18 protein-coding genes are annotated in these 16,714 nt (G+C 54.4%); 14 read left to right on the forward strand and 4 right to left on the reverse strand.

Annotated features, from left to right (window positions below):
* The first annotated feature begins 68 nt into the window (after positions 1–68).
* The 14 genes from trpS (at position 69) to TW80_RS08765 (ending at position 11,689) form a co-directional block, all read left to right on the forward strand.
* Positions 69–1,085 carry a tryptophan--tRNA ligase gene (trpS, locus tag TW80_RS08700; RefSeq protein WP_045996831.1) on the forward strand — a complete coding sequence of 339 codons (1,017 nt, stop codon included), beginning with the start codon at positions 69–71 and terminating at the stop codon, positions 1,083–1,085.
* Between the two features lie 228 nt (positions 1,086–1,313).
* The gene (locus TW80_RS08705) at positions 1,314–1,769 is read left to right on the forward strand and encodes a universal stress protein (protein ID WP_045996832.1); all 456 of its coding nucleotides are present in this window, start codon (positions 1,314–1,316) and stop codon (positions 1,767–1,769) included.
* 75 nt (positions 1,770–1,844) lie between these two features.
* Positions 1,845–2,408, forward strand: coding sequence for a NifU family protein (locus TW80_RS08710; protein ID WP_045996833.1), 564 nt, complete (start codon positions 1,845–1,847; stop codon positions 2,406–2,408).
* Entirely contained in the window at positions 2,398–3,006 is a 609-nt protein-coding gene (gene tsaB / locus TW80_RS08715) for a tRNA (adenosine(37)-N6)-threonylcarbamoyltransferase complex dimerization subunit type 1 TsaB (protein ID WP_045996834.1), read from the forward strand. Before TW80_RS08710 ends, tsaB begins: the two co-directional genes overlap by 11 nt.
* Positions 3,003–3,422, forward strand: a complete 420-nt coding sequence (locus TW80_RS08720) for a GNAT family N-acetyltransferase (protein ID WP_045996835.1) — start codon at positions 3,003–3,005, stop codon at positions 3,420–3,422. The genes tsaB and TW80_RS08720 overlap by 4 nt, the downstream gene beginning before the upstream one ends.
* Before the next feature lie 189 nt (positions 3,423–3,611).
* Entirely contained in the window at positions 3,612–4,607 is a 996-nt protein-coding gene (locus TW80_RS08725) for a BMP family ABC transporter substrate-binding protein (protein WP_045996836.1), read from the forward strand.
* A gap of 78 nt (positions 4,608–4,685) precedes the next feature.
* Positions 4,686–5,060, forward strand: coding sequence for a nuclear transport factor 2 family protein (locus TW80_RS08730; RefSeq protein WP_052700921.1), 375 nt, complete (start codon positions 4,686–4,688; stop codon positions 5,058–5,060).
* Positions 5,061–5,114: 54 nt separating this feature from the next.
* Complete coding sequence (locus TW80_RS08735; RefSeq protein WP_045997123.1) at positions 5,115–6,650, forward strand: ABC transporter ATP-binding protein; 1,536 nt, start codon at positions 5,115–5,117, stop codon at positions 6,648–6,650.
* Positions 6,650–7,735, forward strand: coding sequence for an ABC transporter permease (locus TW80_RS08740; protein ID WP_045996837.1), 1,086 nt, complete (start codon positions 6,650–6,652; stop codon positions 7,733–7,735). Before TW80_RS08735 ends, TW80_RS08740 begins: the two co-directional genes overlap by 1 nt.
* 1 nt (position 7,736) lies before the next feature.
* Positions 7,737–8,159 (forward strand): hypothetical protein, encoded by a 423-nt coding sequence (locus TW80_RS08745; RefSeq protein ID WP_045996838.1) that lies wholly within the window; start codon positions 7,737–7,739, stop codon positions 8,157–8,159.
* The gene (locus tag TW80_RS08750; RefSeq protein ID WP_045996839.1) at positions 8,160–9,125 is read left to right on the forward strand and encodes an ABC transporter permease; all 966 of its coding nucleotides are present in this window, start codon (positions 8,160–8,162) and stop codon (positions 9,123–9,125) included. It abuts the gene before it with no gap.
* Positions 9,109–9,918, forward strand: coding sequence for a purine-nucleoside phosphorylase (locus tag TW80_RS08755; RefSeq protein WP_045996840.1), 810 nt, complete (start codon positions 9,109–9,111; stop codon positions 9,916–9,918). The genes TW80_RS08750 and TW80_RS08755 overlap by 17 nt, the downstream gene beginning before the upstream one ends.
* 107 nt (positions 9,919–10,025) lie before the next feature.
* The gene (locus tag TW80_RS08760; protein ID WP_045996841.1) at positions 10,026–10,940 is read left to right on the forward strand and encodes a sulfite exporter TauE/SafE family protein; all 915 of its coding nucleotides are present in this window, start codon (positions 10,026–10,028) and stop codon (positions 10,938–10,940) included.
* Complete coding sequence (locus TW80_RS08765) at positions 10,937–11,689, forward strand: TIGR02186 family protein (protein WP_045996842.1); 753 nt, start codon at positions 10,937–10,939, stop codon at positions 11,687–11,689. The genes TW80_RS08760 and TW80_RS08765 overlap by 4 nt, the downstream gene beginning before the upstream one ends.
* Here the strand turns inward: TW80_RS08765 and TW80_RS08770 are convergent.
* From TW80_RS08770 to ccrA, 4 genes are all read right to left on the reverse strand, one after another.
* Positions 11,686–12,396 carry an SDR family oxidoreductase gene (locus tag TW80_RS08770; protein WP_045996843.1) on the reverse strand — a complete coding sequence of 237 codons (711 nt, stop codon included), beginning with the start codon at positions 12,394–12,396 and terminating at the stop codon, positions 11,686–11,688. The two genes, TW80_RS08765 and TW80_RS08770, sit on opposite strands and share 4 nt — an antisense overlap.
* Positions 12,393–13,919 (reverse strand): ATP-dependent DNA helicase, encoded by a 1,527-nt coding sequence (locus tag TW80_RS08775; protein WP_045996844.1) that lies wholly within the window; start codon positions 13,917–13,919, stop codon positions 12,393–12,395. The genes TW80_RS08770 and TW80_RS08775 overlap by 4 nt, the downstream gene beginning before the upstream one ends.
* Before the next feature lie 223 nt (positions 13,920–14,142).
* Complete coding sequence (locus TW80_RS08780; RefSeq protein ID WP_045996845.1) at positions 14,143–14,880, reverse strand: helix-turn-helix transcriptional regulator; 738 nt, start codon at positions 14,878–14,880, stop codon at positions 14,143–14,145.
* Positions 14,881–15,270: 390 nt separating this feature from the next.
* On the reverse strand, positions 15,271–16,551 hold the full coding sequence (gene ccrA / locus TW80_RS08790; protein WP_045997124.1) for a crotonyl-CoA carboxylase/reductase: 1,281 nt from the start codon (positions 16,549–16,551) through the stop codon (positions 15,271–15,273).
* Positions 16,552–16,714 lie beyond the last annotated feature (163 nt).

Consider the following 16,714-nt stretch of genomic DNA (forward strand, 5'->3'; position numbering starts at 1 on the left):
GAAATTGACGGGTCTGTCTGGCATGGGTATGCGACCCCTGCTACGAAATCCAGCCCGGACATTTTATAATGACAGATACGACATTCACGCCCCGCGTTTTCTCTGGGATTAAACCCTCTGGCGGATTGACGCTTGGTAACTACCTTGGTGCAATCAAACGATTTGTCGGCATGCAAGGACAGATGGAAACCATCTACTGCGTGGTCGACATGCATGCGATCACTGTCTGGCAGGACCCCAAAGAACTCGCAAACATGACCCGCGAAGTGGCCGCTGGCTATCTGGCGGCGGGGCTTGATCCTGCGCAATCGATCCTTTTCAACCAAAGCCAAGTCGCGGCCCATGCTGAATTGGGCTGGATCTTTAACTGTGTCGCCCGCGTCGGCTGGATGAACCGCATGACCCAGTTCAAAGACAAGGCGGGCAGTAACGCTGAAAAGGTATCCTTGGGGCTGTACGCCTATCCTTCGCTGATGGCGGCGGATATTTTGCTCTATCACGCGACACATGTGCCTGTGGGCGATGACCAAAAGCAACACGTCGAATTGACCCGCGACATCGCTGCAAAGTTCAATCACGACTACAAGACAGAGTTTTTCCCGATGACAACCCCAGTCATCGAAGGCCCAGCCATGCGCATTATGAACTTGCGCGACGGGACGAAAAAGATGTCAAAATCCGGCGAAAGCGACATGGAACGCATCAATATGACCGACGATGCCGACAAAATCGCCAAGAAATTCAAAAAGGCAAAAACCGACCCAGAGCCTTTGCCAGAAACCATCGACGGCCTGAGCGACCGCCCAGAGGCACGAAACCTTGTCGAAATCTATGCAGCCCTTGATGATAAAACGCCCGAGGCCGTAATCATCGAATACGCTGGCGCCGGATGGGGCAAATTCAAACCCGCCCTCGCTGATTTGGCGGTTGCGAAACTCTCGCCGATCTCGACCGAAATGGCGCGCTTGATGGATGATCCTGCTGAAATCGACCGAATTCTGGCCGAAGGTTCAGAGAAAGCCCGCGCAATCGCGGAACCGATCCTTAAGCAAACCTACGACATCGTAGGACTTTTGCGCGGATAAAGGACGTCACAAAACTGAAACGCGACGCAATGAACAATAGCCTTGCGTCGTATCGATTCGCTCTGCACGCCCCACCCGGGCGTCGCCGTCCCGCCTAGCAGGACGCCCCGGTATAAGAGGCGTTCGGTGTCCCCCGGCACCGAACGCCAACTCTTTGGGTAACCTTCAAATTCATTGCCAGCAGCAAAACAATGCTCCAATATCGATCCGAACAGGAGATATCCGACAATGCGTAAGTTCTTGGTCGTACTGGATGATAGCCGCGAATGCTTGAATGCGATGCGGTTCGCGGCGATGCGGGCTGCGCACACGGGCGGGGGCGTTGCGATTTTGTCTGTAATCCCGCCCGATGAATTTAATCACTGGATCGGTGTTGGTGAAATCATGCGCGCCGAGGCCCGTGAAAGGATTGAAGTACATTTCGAGGTTTTCGCAAAATGGATGCGCGACCGGCAAAATGTGCACCCCGAACTGGTTATCCGCGAAGGCGAGCCGATCACAGAGATCATCAACCACGTAAACGAAGACAGCGATATCGGCGTGTTAGTCTTGGGCGCAGGTACCGATAGCAAAGGCCCCGGCCCGCTTGTCACGCAGCTTTCGCGCCAGTCAGGCAGCCTGCCGATCCCGATTACCATTGTCCCCGGTGATCTATCCAAAGAGCGGCTTGAGGCGATTACCTAGTTTAGAATCATTCCAAACCTTGACATATGGCTTCCTGCAGCGCATATCAGAACCCTGACAAAAAAGGTTTGCACCATGTTTATTCAGACGGAATCCACGCCGAACCCGGCGACCCTGAAATTCCTGCCCGGCCAGACCGTGCTCGAAATTGGCACTGCCGATTTCCCAAGCCTTGAGGCTGCACAAAATTCACCTCTGGCGCAGCGCATTTTTGCGGCAGGTTCTGTTACTGGTGTGTTCTTCGGCAACGATTTCGTCACGGTGACCAAATCTGACGACGTGGAATGGGACCATATCAAACCCGGCATCCTGGGCGCGATCATGGAGCATTATCAATCGGGCCAGCCTGTTATGGCTGACAATCAAGCCCCAGCAAGCGGTCACGCAGAGCATACGGGTGAAGATGCGGAAATCGTAAACCAAATCAAAGAGCTACTGGACACGCGCGTGCGCCCGGCCGTCGCCCAAGACGGCGGCGACATCACCTTTCACGGCTTTGAACGTGGGATCGTATATCTGCACATGCAAGGCGCCTGTGCAGGTTGCCCATCATCCACGCTGACCTTGAAAATGGGTATCGAAAACCTGCTACGCCACTACATTCCCGAAGTGGTTGAGGTACGGCCCGTTGCAGCCTAACCCAACGGTCATCGCATTTGATACATCGGCGGCGCATTGCGCCGCCGCTTTGCTGTTGAAAGGTACTGTCTTCACCCGCGTTGACGAAATGTCCAAGGGCCAAGCAGAACATCTCGTACCAATGCTCGAGGAAATGCTGCGCGAACAGGGACTTACTTGGTCAGACTTGGATGCGATCGGCGTTGGTACTGGCCCCGGAAACTTCACAGGCATACGAATTGCGGTCGCTGCAGCACGTGGGCTCGCGCTTGGGTTAGCCAAACCCGCCATTGGCGTCACGGGGTTTGAAGCACGTGCATTTAGAAGCGATCTACCCACTAGCGCGCTAATCCCTGCCCCGCGCGGACAAGCCTATATCCAGCATTTTTCTGAAACTGGCGACGCATCAGTACCGGAATTGATCCGCGATGCTGATACTTTGCGAAATGACGCCTCGTGGCGTCAGGCCGAGGAAAAAACTGCCACGCAATTGATTGCCGCATCGGTGCAAATCGCGGCATCACGCATTTCTGATACTCCCTCGCCCCCAACGCCCATGTATGTGCGACCAGCAGATGCTGCGCCACCACGTGACCAAGCACCAACAATTTTGACATGACGCCTGAAACGCTCGCTGAAATTCATGCCGCGGCGTTTCCAGACACACGGTCATGGTCTGCACAAGAATTCTCGAAACTGCTTGCGCAACAGGGGGCGATTCTTTCTGGTGATGACCGCAGCTTTGTGTTGCTACGTGTCACATTGGACGAAGCCGAGGTTTTGACCGTCGCAACTGCGCCCAGCTTTCGCAGAAACGGGCTCGCCGCCGCCGCGCTCGAAAAAGCAGAAGAAACTGCCCAAAAATCGGGCGCAACACAGGTTTTCCTCGAGGTTGCTGAGGATAACGAGCCAGCAAAAGCGCTATATGCACGAGCAGGTTACACCCAAGTAGGCCGACGTCCAAATTATTATCTGCTCAAAGAAGGGGCAGCTGTCGCTGCATTGGTTTTGCAAAAACAACTTGTACGCGCGTAACCTTACGTCAGTTTTTGATCTAAAGGTCAAAACTTAGGTTCTGGGCAGTTGCCTCATTAAAAAGCAGTTGATCTTCCCAGCCAGTCAGGGCCTTATCTTGTGATGAACCGACGCTAAGATCGGCTCGGCTTTTGAGAGAGGCGGCGCGGCGCGCTATACTAGCCTCGTTTAATGACGTGGGAGACACACATGACCCTTATGCAGAAATTTCTCGGCGCATCTGCTGCGCTGGCCCTGACAGCGGGCGCTGCATCCGCTGACCCAGCAATCCTGTTTGACTTGGGTGGCAAATTCGACAAATCCTTTAACGAAAGCGCATATAACGGCGCAGAGCGTTGGGCAGCTGAAACTGGTGGCTCTTACGCAGAAGTTGAAATTCAATCCGATGCTCAGCGCGAGCAGGCGATCCGCCGCTTTGCTGAATCCGGCGCAAACCCAATCGTCATGGCTGGTTTCTCTTGGGGAACACCACTGGCAGAGGTTGCAGCCGACTATCCAGACACAAAATTCACAATCATTGATATGGTTGTAGATGCGCCAAACGTACGCTCTGTTGTATTTAACGAGCACGAAGGTTCTTACCTCGTTGGTGTTCTCGCAGGCATGACCACTGAAACAAACACAGTTTCATTTGTTGGCGGCATGGACATCCCACTGATCCGTAAATTTGCTTGCGGCTATGCCCAAGGTGTCAAAGCAGCAAATGCAGATGCAACAGTTGTTTCAAACATGACAGGTACAACACCGGCTGCTTGGAACGACCCGGTAAAAGGCTCTGAGCTGACACTAGCGCAAATCAGCCAAGGTTCTGACGTCGTCTTCGCTGCTGCTGGCGGCACAGGCGTTGGCGTTCTGCAAACCGCAGCTGACGAAGGCATCTTCTCGATTGGTGTTGATGCGAACCAAAACCACCTGCACCCAGGTTCCGTTCTGACTTCGATGCTCAAGCGCGTTGATTCCGCAGTCTATGACGCGATGTCCGATGGTCCAGACATGGAAACTGGCTTTAACGTGATGAGCGTTGCAAACCACGGCGTCGGTTTTGCGATGGACGCAAACAACGAAAGCATCGTTAGCTTTGAAGCACTGTCCGCTGCTTACGCGGCTGCTGCACAGATCGAAGCAGGTGAACTTGTCGTTCACGATTACACCAGCGACGAAACATGCCCTGCGCTTGACTTCTAAGCTGTTCTCATAACGAGAGCGAAAAAAGCCGCGCGAAGAAATTTGCGCGGCCTTCCCATTTAACCGGAGGCGAAACAATTGACACAAGCGATAGAGAATTTCTTTGCGGCGTGGGCATTGCAAGACCCCACGGAACAATCAAAAGCCATCACTGATTGCATGGCCGAGAACGGGATATATTCAGACCCACGGTCGGGCGGGCGCCTGTCTGGCGCGCAAGAAATTGCAAGATATATCAGGATCTTTAGCACCAACGCCCCAGGCTGGACGGCAACTGTCACCAAAAGCGACAGCATCAACAACTACACTCGCGCTATCGTGAAATTCAGCGGCAAAGGCCCGGATGGACAAGAGATGGCGCAATTCGGAACTTATTTTACTGACCTTGACGACGCGGGTCGGATTATTGCAATCGCTGGCTTTGTCGGCGAAACCCCCGCTGAACAACACTAAGAACGACCTTTGATTGGCCCGATCGCGGCCAATCGCATCAATAAAGGCCCACCAATGACTCAAGCCCCCGCTATCGAACTCAAAGGCATCTCCAAAGCCTTTGGACCAGTACAGGCCAACAAAGACATCTCCATTCGCGTCATGCCCGGAACCATCCACGGGATCATCGGCGAAAACGGTGCAGGGAAATCAACCCTGATGTCGATCCTCTACGGGTTTTACAAGGCCGATGCGGGCGAGATTTTCATTGGTGGCGAAAAGAAGAATATCACCGACAGCCAAACCGCCATTGCCGCAGGTATTGGCATGGTATTTCAACACTTCAAGCTAGTTGAAAACTTTACTGTTCTGGAAAATGTGGTGCTCGGGGCTGAAGATTCTGGCCTGCTAAAACCGTCGCTGGCCCGTGCCCGCCGCGAGCTAAAAAGCCTCGCGGAAGAGTATGAACTAAACGTCGATCCAGACGCAGTGATCCAAGATGTCGGCGTCGGCATGCAGCAGCGTGTTGAAATCCTAAAGGCGCTCTACCGCAAGGCAGACATCCTGATCCTTGATGAGCCAACAGGCGTGTTGACCCCGGCCGAGGCTGACCACCTGTTCCGTATTTTGGAGAACCTGCGCCGCGAGGGCAAAACAATCATCCTGATCACGCACAAATTGCGCGAAATCATGGATATCACCGACACGGTCAGCGTCATGCGCCGTGGCGAAATGACCGCAACGGTCAAGACGTCTGAGACAAACCCAGCAGAACTGGCAGAGTTGATGGTCGGGCGTAAGGTCTTGCTGCGCGTTGACAAAGCCCCTGCTCAGATCGGCCGCAAGATCCTCGAGGTAAAAGACCTAAACGTCACTGACGCCAAAGGCGTGCACCGTTTGAAAGGTATCAACCTTGACGTCCACGCAGGTGAAATTCTGGGGATTGCAGGTGTCGCCGGCAACGGCCAATCCGAACTGCTTGAGGTGCTCGGTGGCTACGAAAAGGCCACCGGCAGCATCAAGATGAACGGCGAAGAAATCGACCTAACCGGAGCAAAGTCCGATGGCCAAAGCCGCCGCGCACGCGGCATCGCCCATGTTCCAGAGGATCGGCAGCGCGAAGGTCTGATCATGGAATTCCACGCCTGGGAAAATACAGGGTTCGGCTATCACCACGACGCACGCTACCAAAAGAACGCGTTATTCATGGATAACGCGGCGCTCAAGCGCGATACCGAAGAAAAAATGGCGCGTTTCGACGTTCGCCCGCCGGACCCGCACCTTGCAGCCAAGAATTTCTCTGGGGGGAACCAGCAGAAAATTGTTCTCGCCCGCGAGATTGAACGCAACCCCGATTTGCTGCTAATCGGCCAGCCAACACGCGGTGTCGACATCGGCGCGATTGAATTCATCCACCAACAAATTGTTGCACTAAGGGATCAGGGCAAGGCAATCTTGCTGGTTTCCGTTGAGTTGGAAGAGATTTTGTCGCTCTCAGACCGGATCGCTGTTATGTTTGACGGAAAAATAATGGGCGAGCGGATGCCTCAAAATACAGACGAAAAAGAACTCGGGCTACTTATGGCCGGGATGAGCGGAGGCGATTCCTGATGGATGCGATGCCAAAATGGGCCGATGTAATTCTGATTCCGGTCATCTCGATTGTGCTGGCTGCGATTCTGTCTGCGTTTGTTATTCTCGCCATCGGTGAAAACCCGTGGGAAGCCCTAAAACTCATGGTGAGCGGCGCGTTAGGGTCGACCTATGGCTGGGGCTATACGATCTACTACGCCACCAACTTTATCTTTACCGGCTTGGCTGTCGCGATCGCATCGCAGGCGAAGCTGTTTAACATCGGCGGTGAAGGTCAGGCGCTCTTGGGTGGTTTGGGTGTTGCTGTCATTTGTCTGTTTATTCCTTGGCCACATTGGACGCTCGCGCTGATTGGCGCGGCTGTGGGGGCGGCCTTGTTTGGCGCGGCTTGGGCTGCATTGCCTGCATTTTTGCAGGCCAAACGCGGCAGCCACATCGTGATCACGACGATCATGTTCAACTTTATCGCCGCTGCCCTGCTGAACTTCCTACTGATTGGCGCGCTCAAGGCGCCCGGCATGGAACCAGCCACATCAAAATTCCCCGAGGCCACCCACCTGCCGTCTTTCCAAGACATGTTTAACTTTGGCGACACCACGTTTTTCCGTGGGGCTCCTGCCAATGTCACCTTCTTTGTTGCACTGGCCGCTTGTGTGCTGGTGTGGGCATTGGTCTGGCGGACACGTCTGGGGTTTGAAATTCGGTCATTCGGTGAATCTGAATCCGCTGCGAAATACGCCGGAATCAGCCCGACAAAGATCATCATGGTCACCATGCTTATTTCCGGCGCACTTGCCGGTATGATGGCCATCAACAACGTACAGGGCGAGGCCGAACGGCTGGTCCTGAACGCAGCCGAGGGCGCTGGCTTTATTGGCATCGCCGTCGCACTCATGGGTCGCAACCACCCCTTTGGGGTTCTATTGGCGGCCCTTCTTTTCGGCTTTCTATATCAAGGCGGCGCAGAACTCGCCCTATGGACGTCGATCCCACGTGAACTGATCATCGTAATACAGGCATTGGTGATCCTGTTCACGGGCGCACTGGACCACATGGTGCGCATGCCGCTCGAGCGGCTATTCCTGGCAATGAGGAGAGCATAAAATGATGGCAGGACCCTTTAAAATCGGTGTCGATGATGACACCGGCGCAGATCTGGGCTTTGTGCTCAGCTGTCTTGCGCTTGGTATGATTACCATGAAAGAACTTCACATGTGGATCCATCATGTGATCGCACAGACACCTGGTGGTGACGTGCCGCCGCATCTGGTGGCACTGCTTGCACTACAAAAACCTGCAAGCGTCTTCCGCCCGAATGAGGCCGTCATGCGCCGCATTCCCCACGATCCATTCATCACTGACGACCGGTTTGACGCGATGCTGGGCCTGCAATTCTTTTTGCGCCGCGACCGCACACAAGCTGTCGATATCACACAGGCCGAGGCAGAAGACGCCCTGCGCCGCCACCCAGAAGTAGCTGACCGCTTCTTCTCTCTGTTCCCCTTCTTGATGGAGAAAGTTGCCTAAATGGACTTCGCGACCCTCTTGCAAATGCTGGACGCAACCCTGCGTCTAGCGACACCGCTTTTGCTGGCCTGTTTGGCTGGCCTATATTCCGAGCGGGCCGGAATTTTTGACATCGGGCTAGAGGGCAAGATGCTCGCCGCGGCGTTTTTGTCGGCGGCGGTCGCATCGGTTTCGGGGAATGTATGGCTAGGACTATGCGCCGGTATCGGCGCGTCTATGATTCTGGCGGCAATTCACGGATTGGCATCAATCACATTCCGTGGGAACCAGTTGATCTCTGGGGTTGCGATTAACTTTTTAGCAGCAGGTCTGACGGTTGTGGTCGCCCAAAGCTGGTTCAGACAGGGCGGTCGCACGCCGCAACTCGCTGGTGATGCTCGGTTTAATCCAATCGACCTGCCGTTTGCCGAACAGCTACGCGAGGTTCCGATCATCGGGACGATCTACTACGAACTCATCTCTGGGCACACGATCCTTGTTTATGTGGCGCTGCTGATGGTGCCAATCACATGGTGGGTGCTGTACCGGACACGTTTTGGTCTGCGACTGCGTGCTGTGGGTGAAAACCCTGCCGCCGTTGATACTGCGGGCGTATCAGTCATTGGCCTGCGCTTTGCGGCGGTTGCAATCTGCGGCGTGCTATGCGGGATTGCAGGTGCCTATTTGGCGACAGCGCTTCAGGCTGGATTTACCAAAGACATGAGCGCCGGTCGCGGCTACATCGCCTTGGCTGCGCTGATTTTCGCGAAATGGCGCCCTTGGTATGCGCTCTATTCGTGCCTGCTGTTTGGCTTTTTGCAGGCGATGGCGCTGCGGTCTGACGTTGTTGAAAACGTGATTGGCTTTGCGCTGAACAACCAGCTTTTGGATGTTCTGCCCTTTATCCTAGTTGTTGTGCTGACCGGTTTTGTCGGCAAAGCCGCAGGTCCAAAAGCAGGAGGCGAAGCCTATGTCAAAGAACGCTAGAGAGCTCGCCACGCAAATTCAGGCTGCAGCGGGCGACGCGCCTGTGCAAATTGGCCTGATCCTTGGTTCTGGGCTGGGGCATATCGCCGATACCGTCGATGGGGTCGCGATCCCTTATGGTGATCTGCCCGGCTTTCCGCACGCGGGCGTTTCAGGCCACAACCCAAACCTCGTAATCGGTGATCTTGAGGGCGTGCGCGTCGCCGTCTTTGGCGGTCGAGCGCATTACTATGAAAACGGCAATCCTGCCGCGATGCGGGTCCCGCTTGAGGTTCTGCGCGAACTGGGTGCTGACCGCGTGATTGCGACCAATGCCGCCGGATCAATGCAAGCCGATATGCCAACCGGGTCAATCATGTGCTTGAGCGATCATATCAATTTCTCGGGTCTGAACCCGCTGATTGGCGAACCAACGGATGCGCGTTTTGTCCCGATGAAAGACGCCTACGACCCTGAAATCCGTGCGGCGCTACGCAAGACGGCGGATACGGCAGATGTCGAAATGGCGGATGGCATCTATGCTTGGTACTCTGGCCCATCATTCGAAACACCCGCTGAAATTCGCGCAATCAAGATGCTAGGCGCAGACGCTGTTGGCATGTCCACAGTTCCCGAAGTCATCCTTGCCCGTTTCTTGGGGCTCAAGGCGGCAGCGATTTCGACGATCACCAACATGGCCGCCGGGATGAGCGACGAGGCAATCAGCCACGAGCACACCAAAGCCATGGCACCCATCGGAGCTGCGAAATTGGAAACGGTGCTGCGCGGCTACCTGAAAGCCTTGGCGACCTAATCACCGGCAATACTGCACCGCGCCCGCATAAATTTGATGCGAGTGTTTGACACTCTGGCGCGAAACGGTTTTGGTGAAGAAACAGGCACTAGCGCCCGGAACGGTTCATGCAAGTTTATCTTCCCATCGCCGAAGTATCGGTGAACGCTTTTCTTCTTTTGGGGATCGGCGGATTAGTGGGCGTGTTATCCGGCATGTTTGGCGTCGGTGGCGGATTTCTCATTACGCCCATGCTGTTCTTTATCGGCATCCCGCCCGCCGTGGCGGTTGCCACCAGCACGAACCAAGTTGTCGCCTCTTCCTTTTCGGCCCTATTAGCGCATCTCAAACGTCGCACTGTTGATATGGTGATGGGGACGGTGCTGTTGATCGGCGGGCTTATTGGCTCCGCCTTAGGGGTATTGTTATTCAACTACCTTAGATCGCTAGGTCAGGTCGATCTGCTTGTTCAACTATGCTATGTGCTATTCCTTGGCGTGATTGGTGCGCTGATGTTCATCGAAAGCCTGAACGCGATCCGGCGAGCCAAAAACCCGGCCGCACGGGTTGTTCGCCGCAAACACAATTGGGTCCATAACCTGCCGATAAAGATGAAGTTCCGGGTCTCTGGGCTGTATATTTCGGTGATCCCACCATTGATGGTCGGAACCTTTGTTGGAATCCTCGCTGCGATTATGGGCGTTGGCGGCGGTTTTATCATGGTGCCCGCGATGATTTATCTCTTGGGTATGCCCACAAAGGTGGTGATTGGCACATCGTTGTTTCAGATCATCTTTGTCGCAGGGTTCACAACTGTCCTACACGCCACAACCAATCACACAGTTGATGTGGTTTTGGCACTGCTATTGCTGATTGGCGGTGTTGTTGGCGCGCAATTCGGCACCCGGCTTGGCGTTAGGATGAAGGCAGAGCAGCTACGCATCCTCCTTGCCAGTCTCGTCTTGGGTGTCTGCACAAAACTAGCCATTGACCTGCTGATCAAACCGACCGAGCTCTATTCTTTGACGATGGGGCTGCAATGATCCGCCTCATCCTCTCCCTGATCTTTCTTGCGCTTCCAGCCCTCGCCGAAGAAGAAATCGTTCTCGGTCTTTCCCATGACCAAGTTGCGATTACGGCGACGTTTGAAGGCTCTGACATTCTGGTTTTCGGGGCAATCAAACGCGAGGTCCCCATCCCCGATCAAAGCCATCTGGGCGTCATCGTCACCATTGCCGGGCCAGATCGCCCCGTTGATATTTGGCGCAAGGATCGCGTTGCTGGCATTTGGGTCAACACCCAAGACGTCGAGGTTGATGCCGCGCCTTCCTTTTATGCCGTGGCGACATCTGCCCCCATGCGGGATGTCCTGAACCATGTCGAAGATCTAAACTATCGGATCACGACCCCACGCACGATCAAGGCGATCGGCGGGCAGGTCAGCGATAGCCTTGCGTTCATGAATGCGCTGATCCGCATCCGCACCGATGCCGGGCTTTATCAACGGCTCGAAGGGGCAATTGACCTTGAGGAAGATACGCTTTTTCGTACGGCGATCACGCTGCCTGCGAACCTGACCGAAGGCACCTATGAAGCGCGTATTTTCCTGACGCGGAATGGTCGGGTTATCGACGAATACACAACCGAAATCCCGGTGCGCAAAGTTGGTCTGGAACGCTGGCTATACAACCTCGCCCACGAACATGCATTGCTCTACGGGATTATGTCGCTGATCCTCGCGATTAGCGCTGGCTGGGGCGCGTCGGCAATCTTTGGCATGCTGCGACGCTAACCACGCCCGATATGTGGCATCTTGGTCGCCATCACCATCATCGACTGCACGTTCGCCTCTGCTGGCAATGACGCCATATGAAAGACCGAGCGCGCGACATCCTCGACCGCCATGGTTGGCAAAGGTTCTAGACCTTGCTCTGCACGCGCCTTTTCCAGATTTTTCACCATATCGGTGCGCGCATTTCCGATATCGATTTGCCCGCAAGCAATGTTGAACGCACGACCATCAAGACTAAGCGTCTTGGTCAGCCCAGACACACCATGTTTCGTTGTGGTGTAACAGACCGACCCCTCGCGCGGGGTGAATGCCGAAATAGAGCCATTGTTGATGATCCGTCCACCTTGCGGTGACTGCTGACGCATTTGCCGAAACGCAGCCCGCGCGCATAGGAACATTCCCGTCAGGTTTAGGTCTATGACTTGTTTCCAATCGGCAAGTTCGATCTGATCAATCGTTGTCTGTGGCCCGAACATGCCCGCGTTATTGAACAGCACATCCAGATGCCCAAACGTGGTAAAGGCGGCAGCAACAGCAACCTCATCGGTCACGTCACACGGGTAGATTTCCACATTTGGCCCAGCCAATTCGTTCAGCACTTCGCCCCGACGCGCGATCAAGCCAACACGCCACCCCTGAGCGACAAAATGCTTGGCCGTTACGCGGCCAATGCCACTGCTGGCACCTGTGATCATAATGCTTTTCATTGTTCCTCGCTCGTCAATGTCAGGGGCGCGGCTGGCACCTCGAGGTCGTCAATCCGCAGCACGCCGCTTGGGCGGGCTAAACGGTTTCGCACCACCCAGCGCAACTGCGTTTCTGCCCGCGTGATGGCCACATAGGCGAGCCGTTTCCAGAGCGGTTGGCCCGCCTCAACACGGCCCATGCGGCTTGCCACTTCGATATCAGGGGCAAAGACTTGCGCCGTGTCCCATTGGGACCCTTGCGCCTTGTGAATCGTGACTGCAGCGCCATGCAAAAACGTCGCCCCCATCCGCGCGGCAAACGGAATAAACGGCTCTTCGTCGCCTTCTTGCTCGATCTTTACGATGCTCGCGGCACTGACCTGAGGGTCTTCGGCCCCCATAACATGAAGCCGCGAAAACCCCGGCTTGCGTCCTGGCCCAAGATAAATCACCTGCGCCCCCTTAATCAGGCCGCGCGCCTCTAGGTCCAACCGTTTCTTGCGGTGCTTCATCGGCAATTCGATACCATCGCAAATCAATGGCTCACCCGAGAGCAATTCGTCGCCCGGCGCTGAAAACGCTGCTCGAAATGCATGGATCAACCTGATCCGGGTCGCATTACGCCACACAAGACAAGGAGAACGAGCCATCAAGTCGGCTTCGACCCTTTGGGCAAAAACAACACGTTCGTCTGCTTTTGCGGCCTCTTGGACCATGCGTTCAAAGGCATAGAAATCTAGCTGAGGATCAGCAAGCGCATGCGCCAAATCCAAAATCGGGTTGCCCGCATCCTGCCTGTGGATGCGATTAAGCGAATGCACACGTTTTTCAGGGAGCGTTTCAAAAACCATGCCACCCGATGATTGCACGGGCGGTAGCTGAGCGGGATCACCAAATAAGATGAGCGTCGGGAAAATTTCTTTGAGGTCCTCGAACTGCTTACTATCAAGCATGGAGCTTTCGTCGACAAACCCAATGTCCAAAGGTTCTTCTCGGCGCTTCCAACCCGTGATGAAATCACTGCCGCGCAACCCCGCCGCAGCGAGCGCGGCCGGAATTGATTTGTTCACTTGGAAAGACGCATGCGCGCGATCCAGTGCCAAATCTGTCAGCCCCTCGATTTCAGGGCGGTCCCCCTGCCCGGCCAGCCACTCGGCCACTTTTTCATATTCAGGGTCGTAGACTGGCGTATATAGAATGCGGTGGATCGTCGTCGCAGGAACACCTCGGCTCCGCAAGACGCTCGCGGCCTTATTCGTCGGTGCCAAAATCGCCAAGGTCCGGCGATCTTTGCGTTTGCGCCCCTCCCAATCGCCAGAAATGACGTCGACTTCGGCCTCTTCCAGCGCTTTGTACAGCTTGGCAAGCAGCATCGTTTTGCCAGAACCGGCCTTGCCGATCACGGCCATCACCGACGACACGTCAGACGGCGGCCCCATCAAAAGGCCATCATCAATATCAACGCCAGCCTGCAGCAACGCGGATGCGACGCTATCCCATGCTTCGGCCTGATCGTCAGAGAAAGTAATTACAGGAGCATTCATGCCGCGACAGTACCCCTACCATCGCGGCTGCGCCAGTATATCAGATCACCTTTCGTCACTGTTGAATGGATCACCCCTGCGCTATTTGACGCGTCCTATGGAAATCGATTGCAGAAATCCCACTTGCTATTGTTGAGACTTGCGCACTGGTGTTTGCGTTAGAGGTAATTAAACGACACGCCTATGGGTTAATCATCGGGTCGACGGGCTAACCACGTCCTCACTAAACGCTGCGTAGTGGCGCGAGCGGGAGCCGCGAACGCGTCGGCCGTGCAGTTCCCCCCAAGACGATCAGCCCTTCGGCGACCGCGCGCGCAACTGCGTGGGTCGTATTGGACGCACCAAGCTTGAACCGGGCGCTTTCGATATACGCACGAAGCGTGTGCTCTGAGATATTCAAAAGCTCCGCGACCTGCGCACGTACATGGCCCATCCCAAGATAGGTTAACGCCTCAATCTCACGCGGAGAAAGCTGGCGCATCGTTTCAGGATTTTGACAACCAACCAATTCCAATGTTTTTCTATTTAAACAATGCGCTATCACAATCCATTCGCGTTGATTGCTCTTGGTAAAGTCGTCCCAACTCGCGTCGTCAGTCGAATCGGATGTCGACAATAGTGACAACTGGCCATTGGGGCCTCGGATCGGGAACGAAAATCCCTGTGTCCCAACACCATGCTTGATCGAGTCTTTTCTAAACGCCTGAACAGCACGTGACGACCAATCCAGCTCGCGCCAGTCCACAGGATGGAACCGCTGAAAGCTTCCAATCACGACTGGATCAATGCGCATGTAGTCATTTTCGGTGTAGCGCTGCACCCATATAGGGTCATACGTTCCAAATCCGTATTGCTCACCATCCGCACTTAGCCAGTGATAAACAGCATGTTTAACTTGGAATTCATCCCGCAACTGTACGATCAACGCTTGAATATCATCCAGCGCGCTTGCCTGCTCCAAATCTTGGAGAAATCTGTCTAAATTCAGGACCTTCTCCCTGCGTCAATTGGCACGCATTATCGTTGTTGTCTGCTATTTCTGCTGAAGCGATTTGCGTCGTCGCTTCCAGTTGCGCTTCTAGCAAAGGCAGATTGTGTGTGCTCGCGAAACGTTTCAGATCAGCGAGTACGTCGATAATCCAGTCGTGTCCCATTTCCCTGTCTCACTACTAATCATTCCTTCAGCACCAACGGCAAGAGTAATATTGAAAATATGAAACAATTGTTCATAGCTTCAACCCCCCCAAAATAGTGAGTAGACGCAATTATGAATTAATTCACTTTGATACAAATTAAAGGCGCAACTCAAATGAATTGCGCCTTTATTCTTCATGCATTGTGGATATGACGCCTATTTTATTGAGGCTTCCAAAGTATCCTCATACGACCGCAATCCCGGTTTTGTCGCCTGAATCAGGACCGACATATTGCCCGGCTTATGTTCATTTCGGCGCATCTTACTGTGTGCTTCTGGCAACTCATCCCAAGTAAATAGCTCTGACATGCACGGATCAAGGCGACGTTCGATCATCAACTGGTTCGCTGCGCTGGCCTGCTTTAGGTTGGCGAAGTGACTGCCCTGCAAACGTTTTTGGTGCATCCACATGTAACGCACGTCGAACGTCAGGTTGTATCCCGTCGTCCCGGCGCAGATCACTACCATGCCTCCGCGTTTACACACAAAGGTTGAAACCGGGAATGTCGCTTCGCCTGGGTGCTCGAATACCATATCGACGTTATTTCCCTTACCCGTAATCTCCCAAATTGCTTTGCCGAATTTACGCGCCTCTGTGAACCATTCCTTGTATTCGGGTGTATTGACCGTTGGCATTTGCCCCCAGCAATTAAAATCATTCCGGTTAATGACCCCTTTTGCGCCCAGCGACATCACGAAATCACGTTTCGATTCATCGCTGATGACCCCGATGGCATTTGCACCAGCCGTATTAATCAGCTGAATTGCATAAGACCCCAATCCTCCAGAAGCGCCCCAAACGAGTACGTTCTGGCCCGGCTTTAGCTCGTGCGGGTGGTGCCCAAAGAGCATCCGGTAGGCTGTCGCAAGCGTCAGCGTGTAGCAGGCGCTTTCCTCCCATGACTGGTGGCGCGGGCGGTGCATCAGCTGTTGGGATTGCACACATGTAAACTGTGCAAACGACCCGTCAGGTGTTTCATAGCCCCAAATCCGCTGGCTTTCGGAATACATCGGATCGCCACCGTTACAATGCTCGTCATCACCATCATCTTGGTTGCAGTGAATGACGACCTCGTCGCCGACCTTCCAGCGCTTTACCTTGTCACCAACGGCCCAAACAATGCCGGACGCATCAGAGCCAGCGATATGGAAATCAGCGCCGTGCACGTCAAACGGGCTAATCGGCACGCCGAGTCCGGCCCAGATCCCGTTGTAGTTCACGCCTGCCGCCATCACGAGAACAAGAACTTCGTTGCTGTCCGGCTTTGGGGTGTCGACAACTTCTACTTGAAACGCCTCGTCCGGTTCGCCGTGGCGTTCCCGGCGGATGGTCCAAGCATACATTTGGTCAGGCACATGACCGACGGGCGGCAGTTCACCGACCTCGTAAAGCGCCTTCTTTGGTGCAGTTTCGGGGGCATTTTGATCTAGTGCCATGTCGGTCTCCATCACTGAAAATCCATTTGTTGCTGCGTCGCAGAATCGACGCTCGAATTGATGGATAATATCCATTGCGCAACTTTGCAACCTTACTGACGTTCATTTTGTAATTATATGTCTGCTGCGCCGCAGCGTAACTTGAGTAAAATCAATAACTAGA

Origin of the sequence: Loktanella sp. S4079 (assembly GCF_000967725.1) — a bacterium.
Taxonomy (GTDB): domain Bacteria; phylum Pseudomonadota; class Alphaproteobacteria; order Rhodobacterales; family Rhodobacteraceae; genus Yoonia.

Excerpts from the sequence above, each read along its gene's own strand:
- trpS (WP_045996831.1), top strand. The coding sequence starts at position 69 with ATGACAGATACGACATTCACGCCCCGCGTTTTCTCTGGGATTAAACCC.
- TW80_RS08705 (WP_045996832.1), top strand. The coding sequence starts at position 1,314 with ATGCGTAAGTTCTTGGTCGTACTGGATGATAGCCGCGAATGCTTGAAT.
- TW80_RS08710 (WP_045996833.1), top strand. The coding sequence starts at position 1,845 with ATGTTTATTCAGACGGAATCCACGCCGAACCCGGCGACCCTGAAATTC.
- TW80_RS08720 (WP_045996835.1), top strand. The coding sequence starts at position 3,003 with ATGACGCCTGAAACGCTCGCTGAAATTCATGCCGCGGCGTTTCCAGAC.
- TW80_RS08725 (WP_045996836.1), top strand. The coding sequence starts at position 3,612 with ATGACCCTTATGCAGAAATTTCTCGGCGCATCTGCTGCGCTGGCCCTG.
- TW80_RS08735 (WP_045997123.1), top strand. The coding sequence starts at position 5,115 with ATGACTCAAGCCCCCGCTATCGAACTCAAAGGCATCTCCAAAGCCTTT.
- TW80_RS08740 (WP_045996837.1), top strand. The coding sequence starts at position 6,650 with ATGGATGCGATGCCAAAATGGGCCGATGTAATTCTGATTCCGGTCATC.
- TW80_RS08745 (WP_045996838.1), top strand. The coding sequence starts at position 7,737 with ATGATGGCAGGACCCTTTAAAATCGGTGTCGATGATGACACCGGCGCA.
- TW80_RS08750 (WP_045996839.1), top strand. The coding sequence starts at position 8,160 with ATGGACTTCGCGACCCTCTTGCAAATGCTGGACGCAACCCTGCGTCTA.
- TW80_RS08755 (WP_045996840.1), top strand. The coding sequence starts at position 9,109 with ATGTCAAAGAACGCTAGAGAGCTCGCCACGCAAATTCAGGCTGCAGCG.
- TW80_RS08760 (WP_045996841.1), top strand. The coding sequence starts at position 10,026 with ATGCAAGTTTATCTTCCCATCGCCGAAGTATCGGTGAACGCTTTTCTT.
- TW80_RS08765 (WP_045996842.1), top strand. The coding sequence starts at position 10,937 with ATGATCCGCCTCATCCTCTCCCTGATCTTTCTTGCGCTTCCAGCCCTC.
- TW80_RS08770 (WP_045996843.1), bottom strand. The coding sequence starts at position 12,396 with ATGAAAAGCATTATGATCACAGGTGCCAGCAGTGGCATTGGCCGCGTA.
- TW80_RS08775 (WP_045996844.1), bottom strand. The coding sequence starts at position 13,919 with ATGAATGCTCCTGTAATTACTTTCTCTGACGATCAGGCCGAAGCATGG.
- ccrA (WP_045997124.1), bottom strand. The coding sequence starts at position 16,551 with ATGGCACTAGATCAAAATGCCCCCGAAACTGCACCAAAGAAGGCGCTT.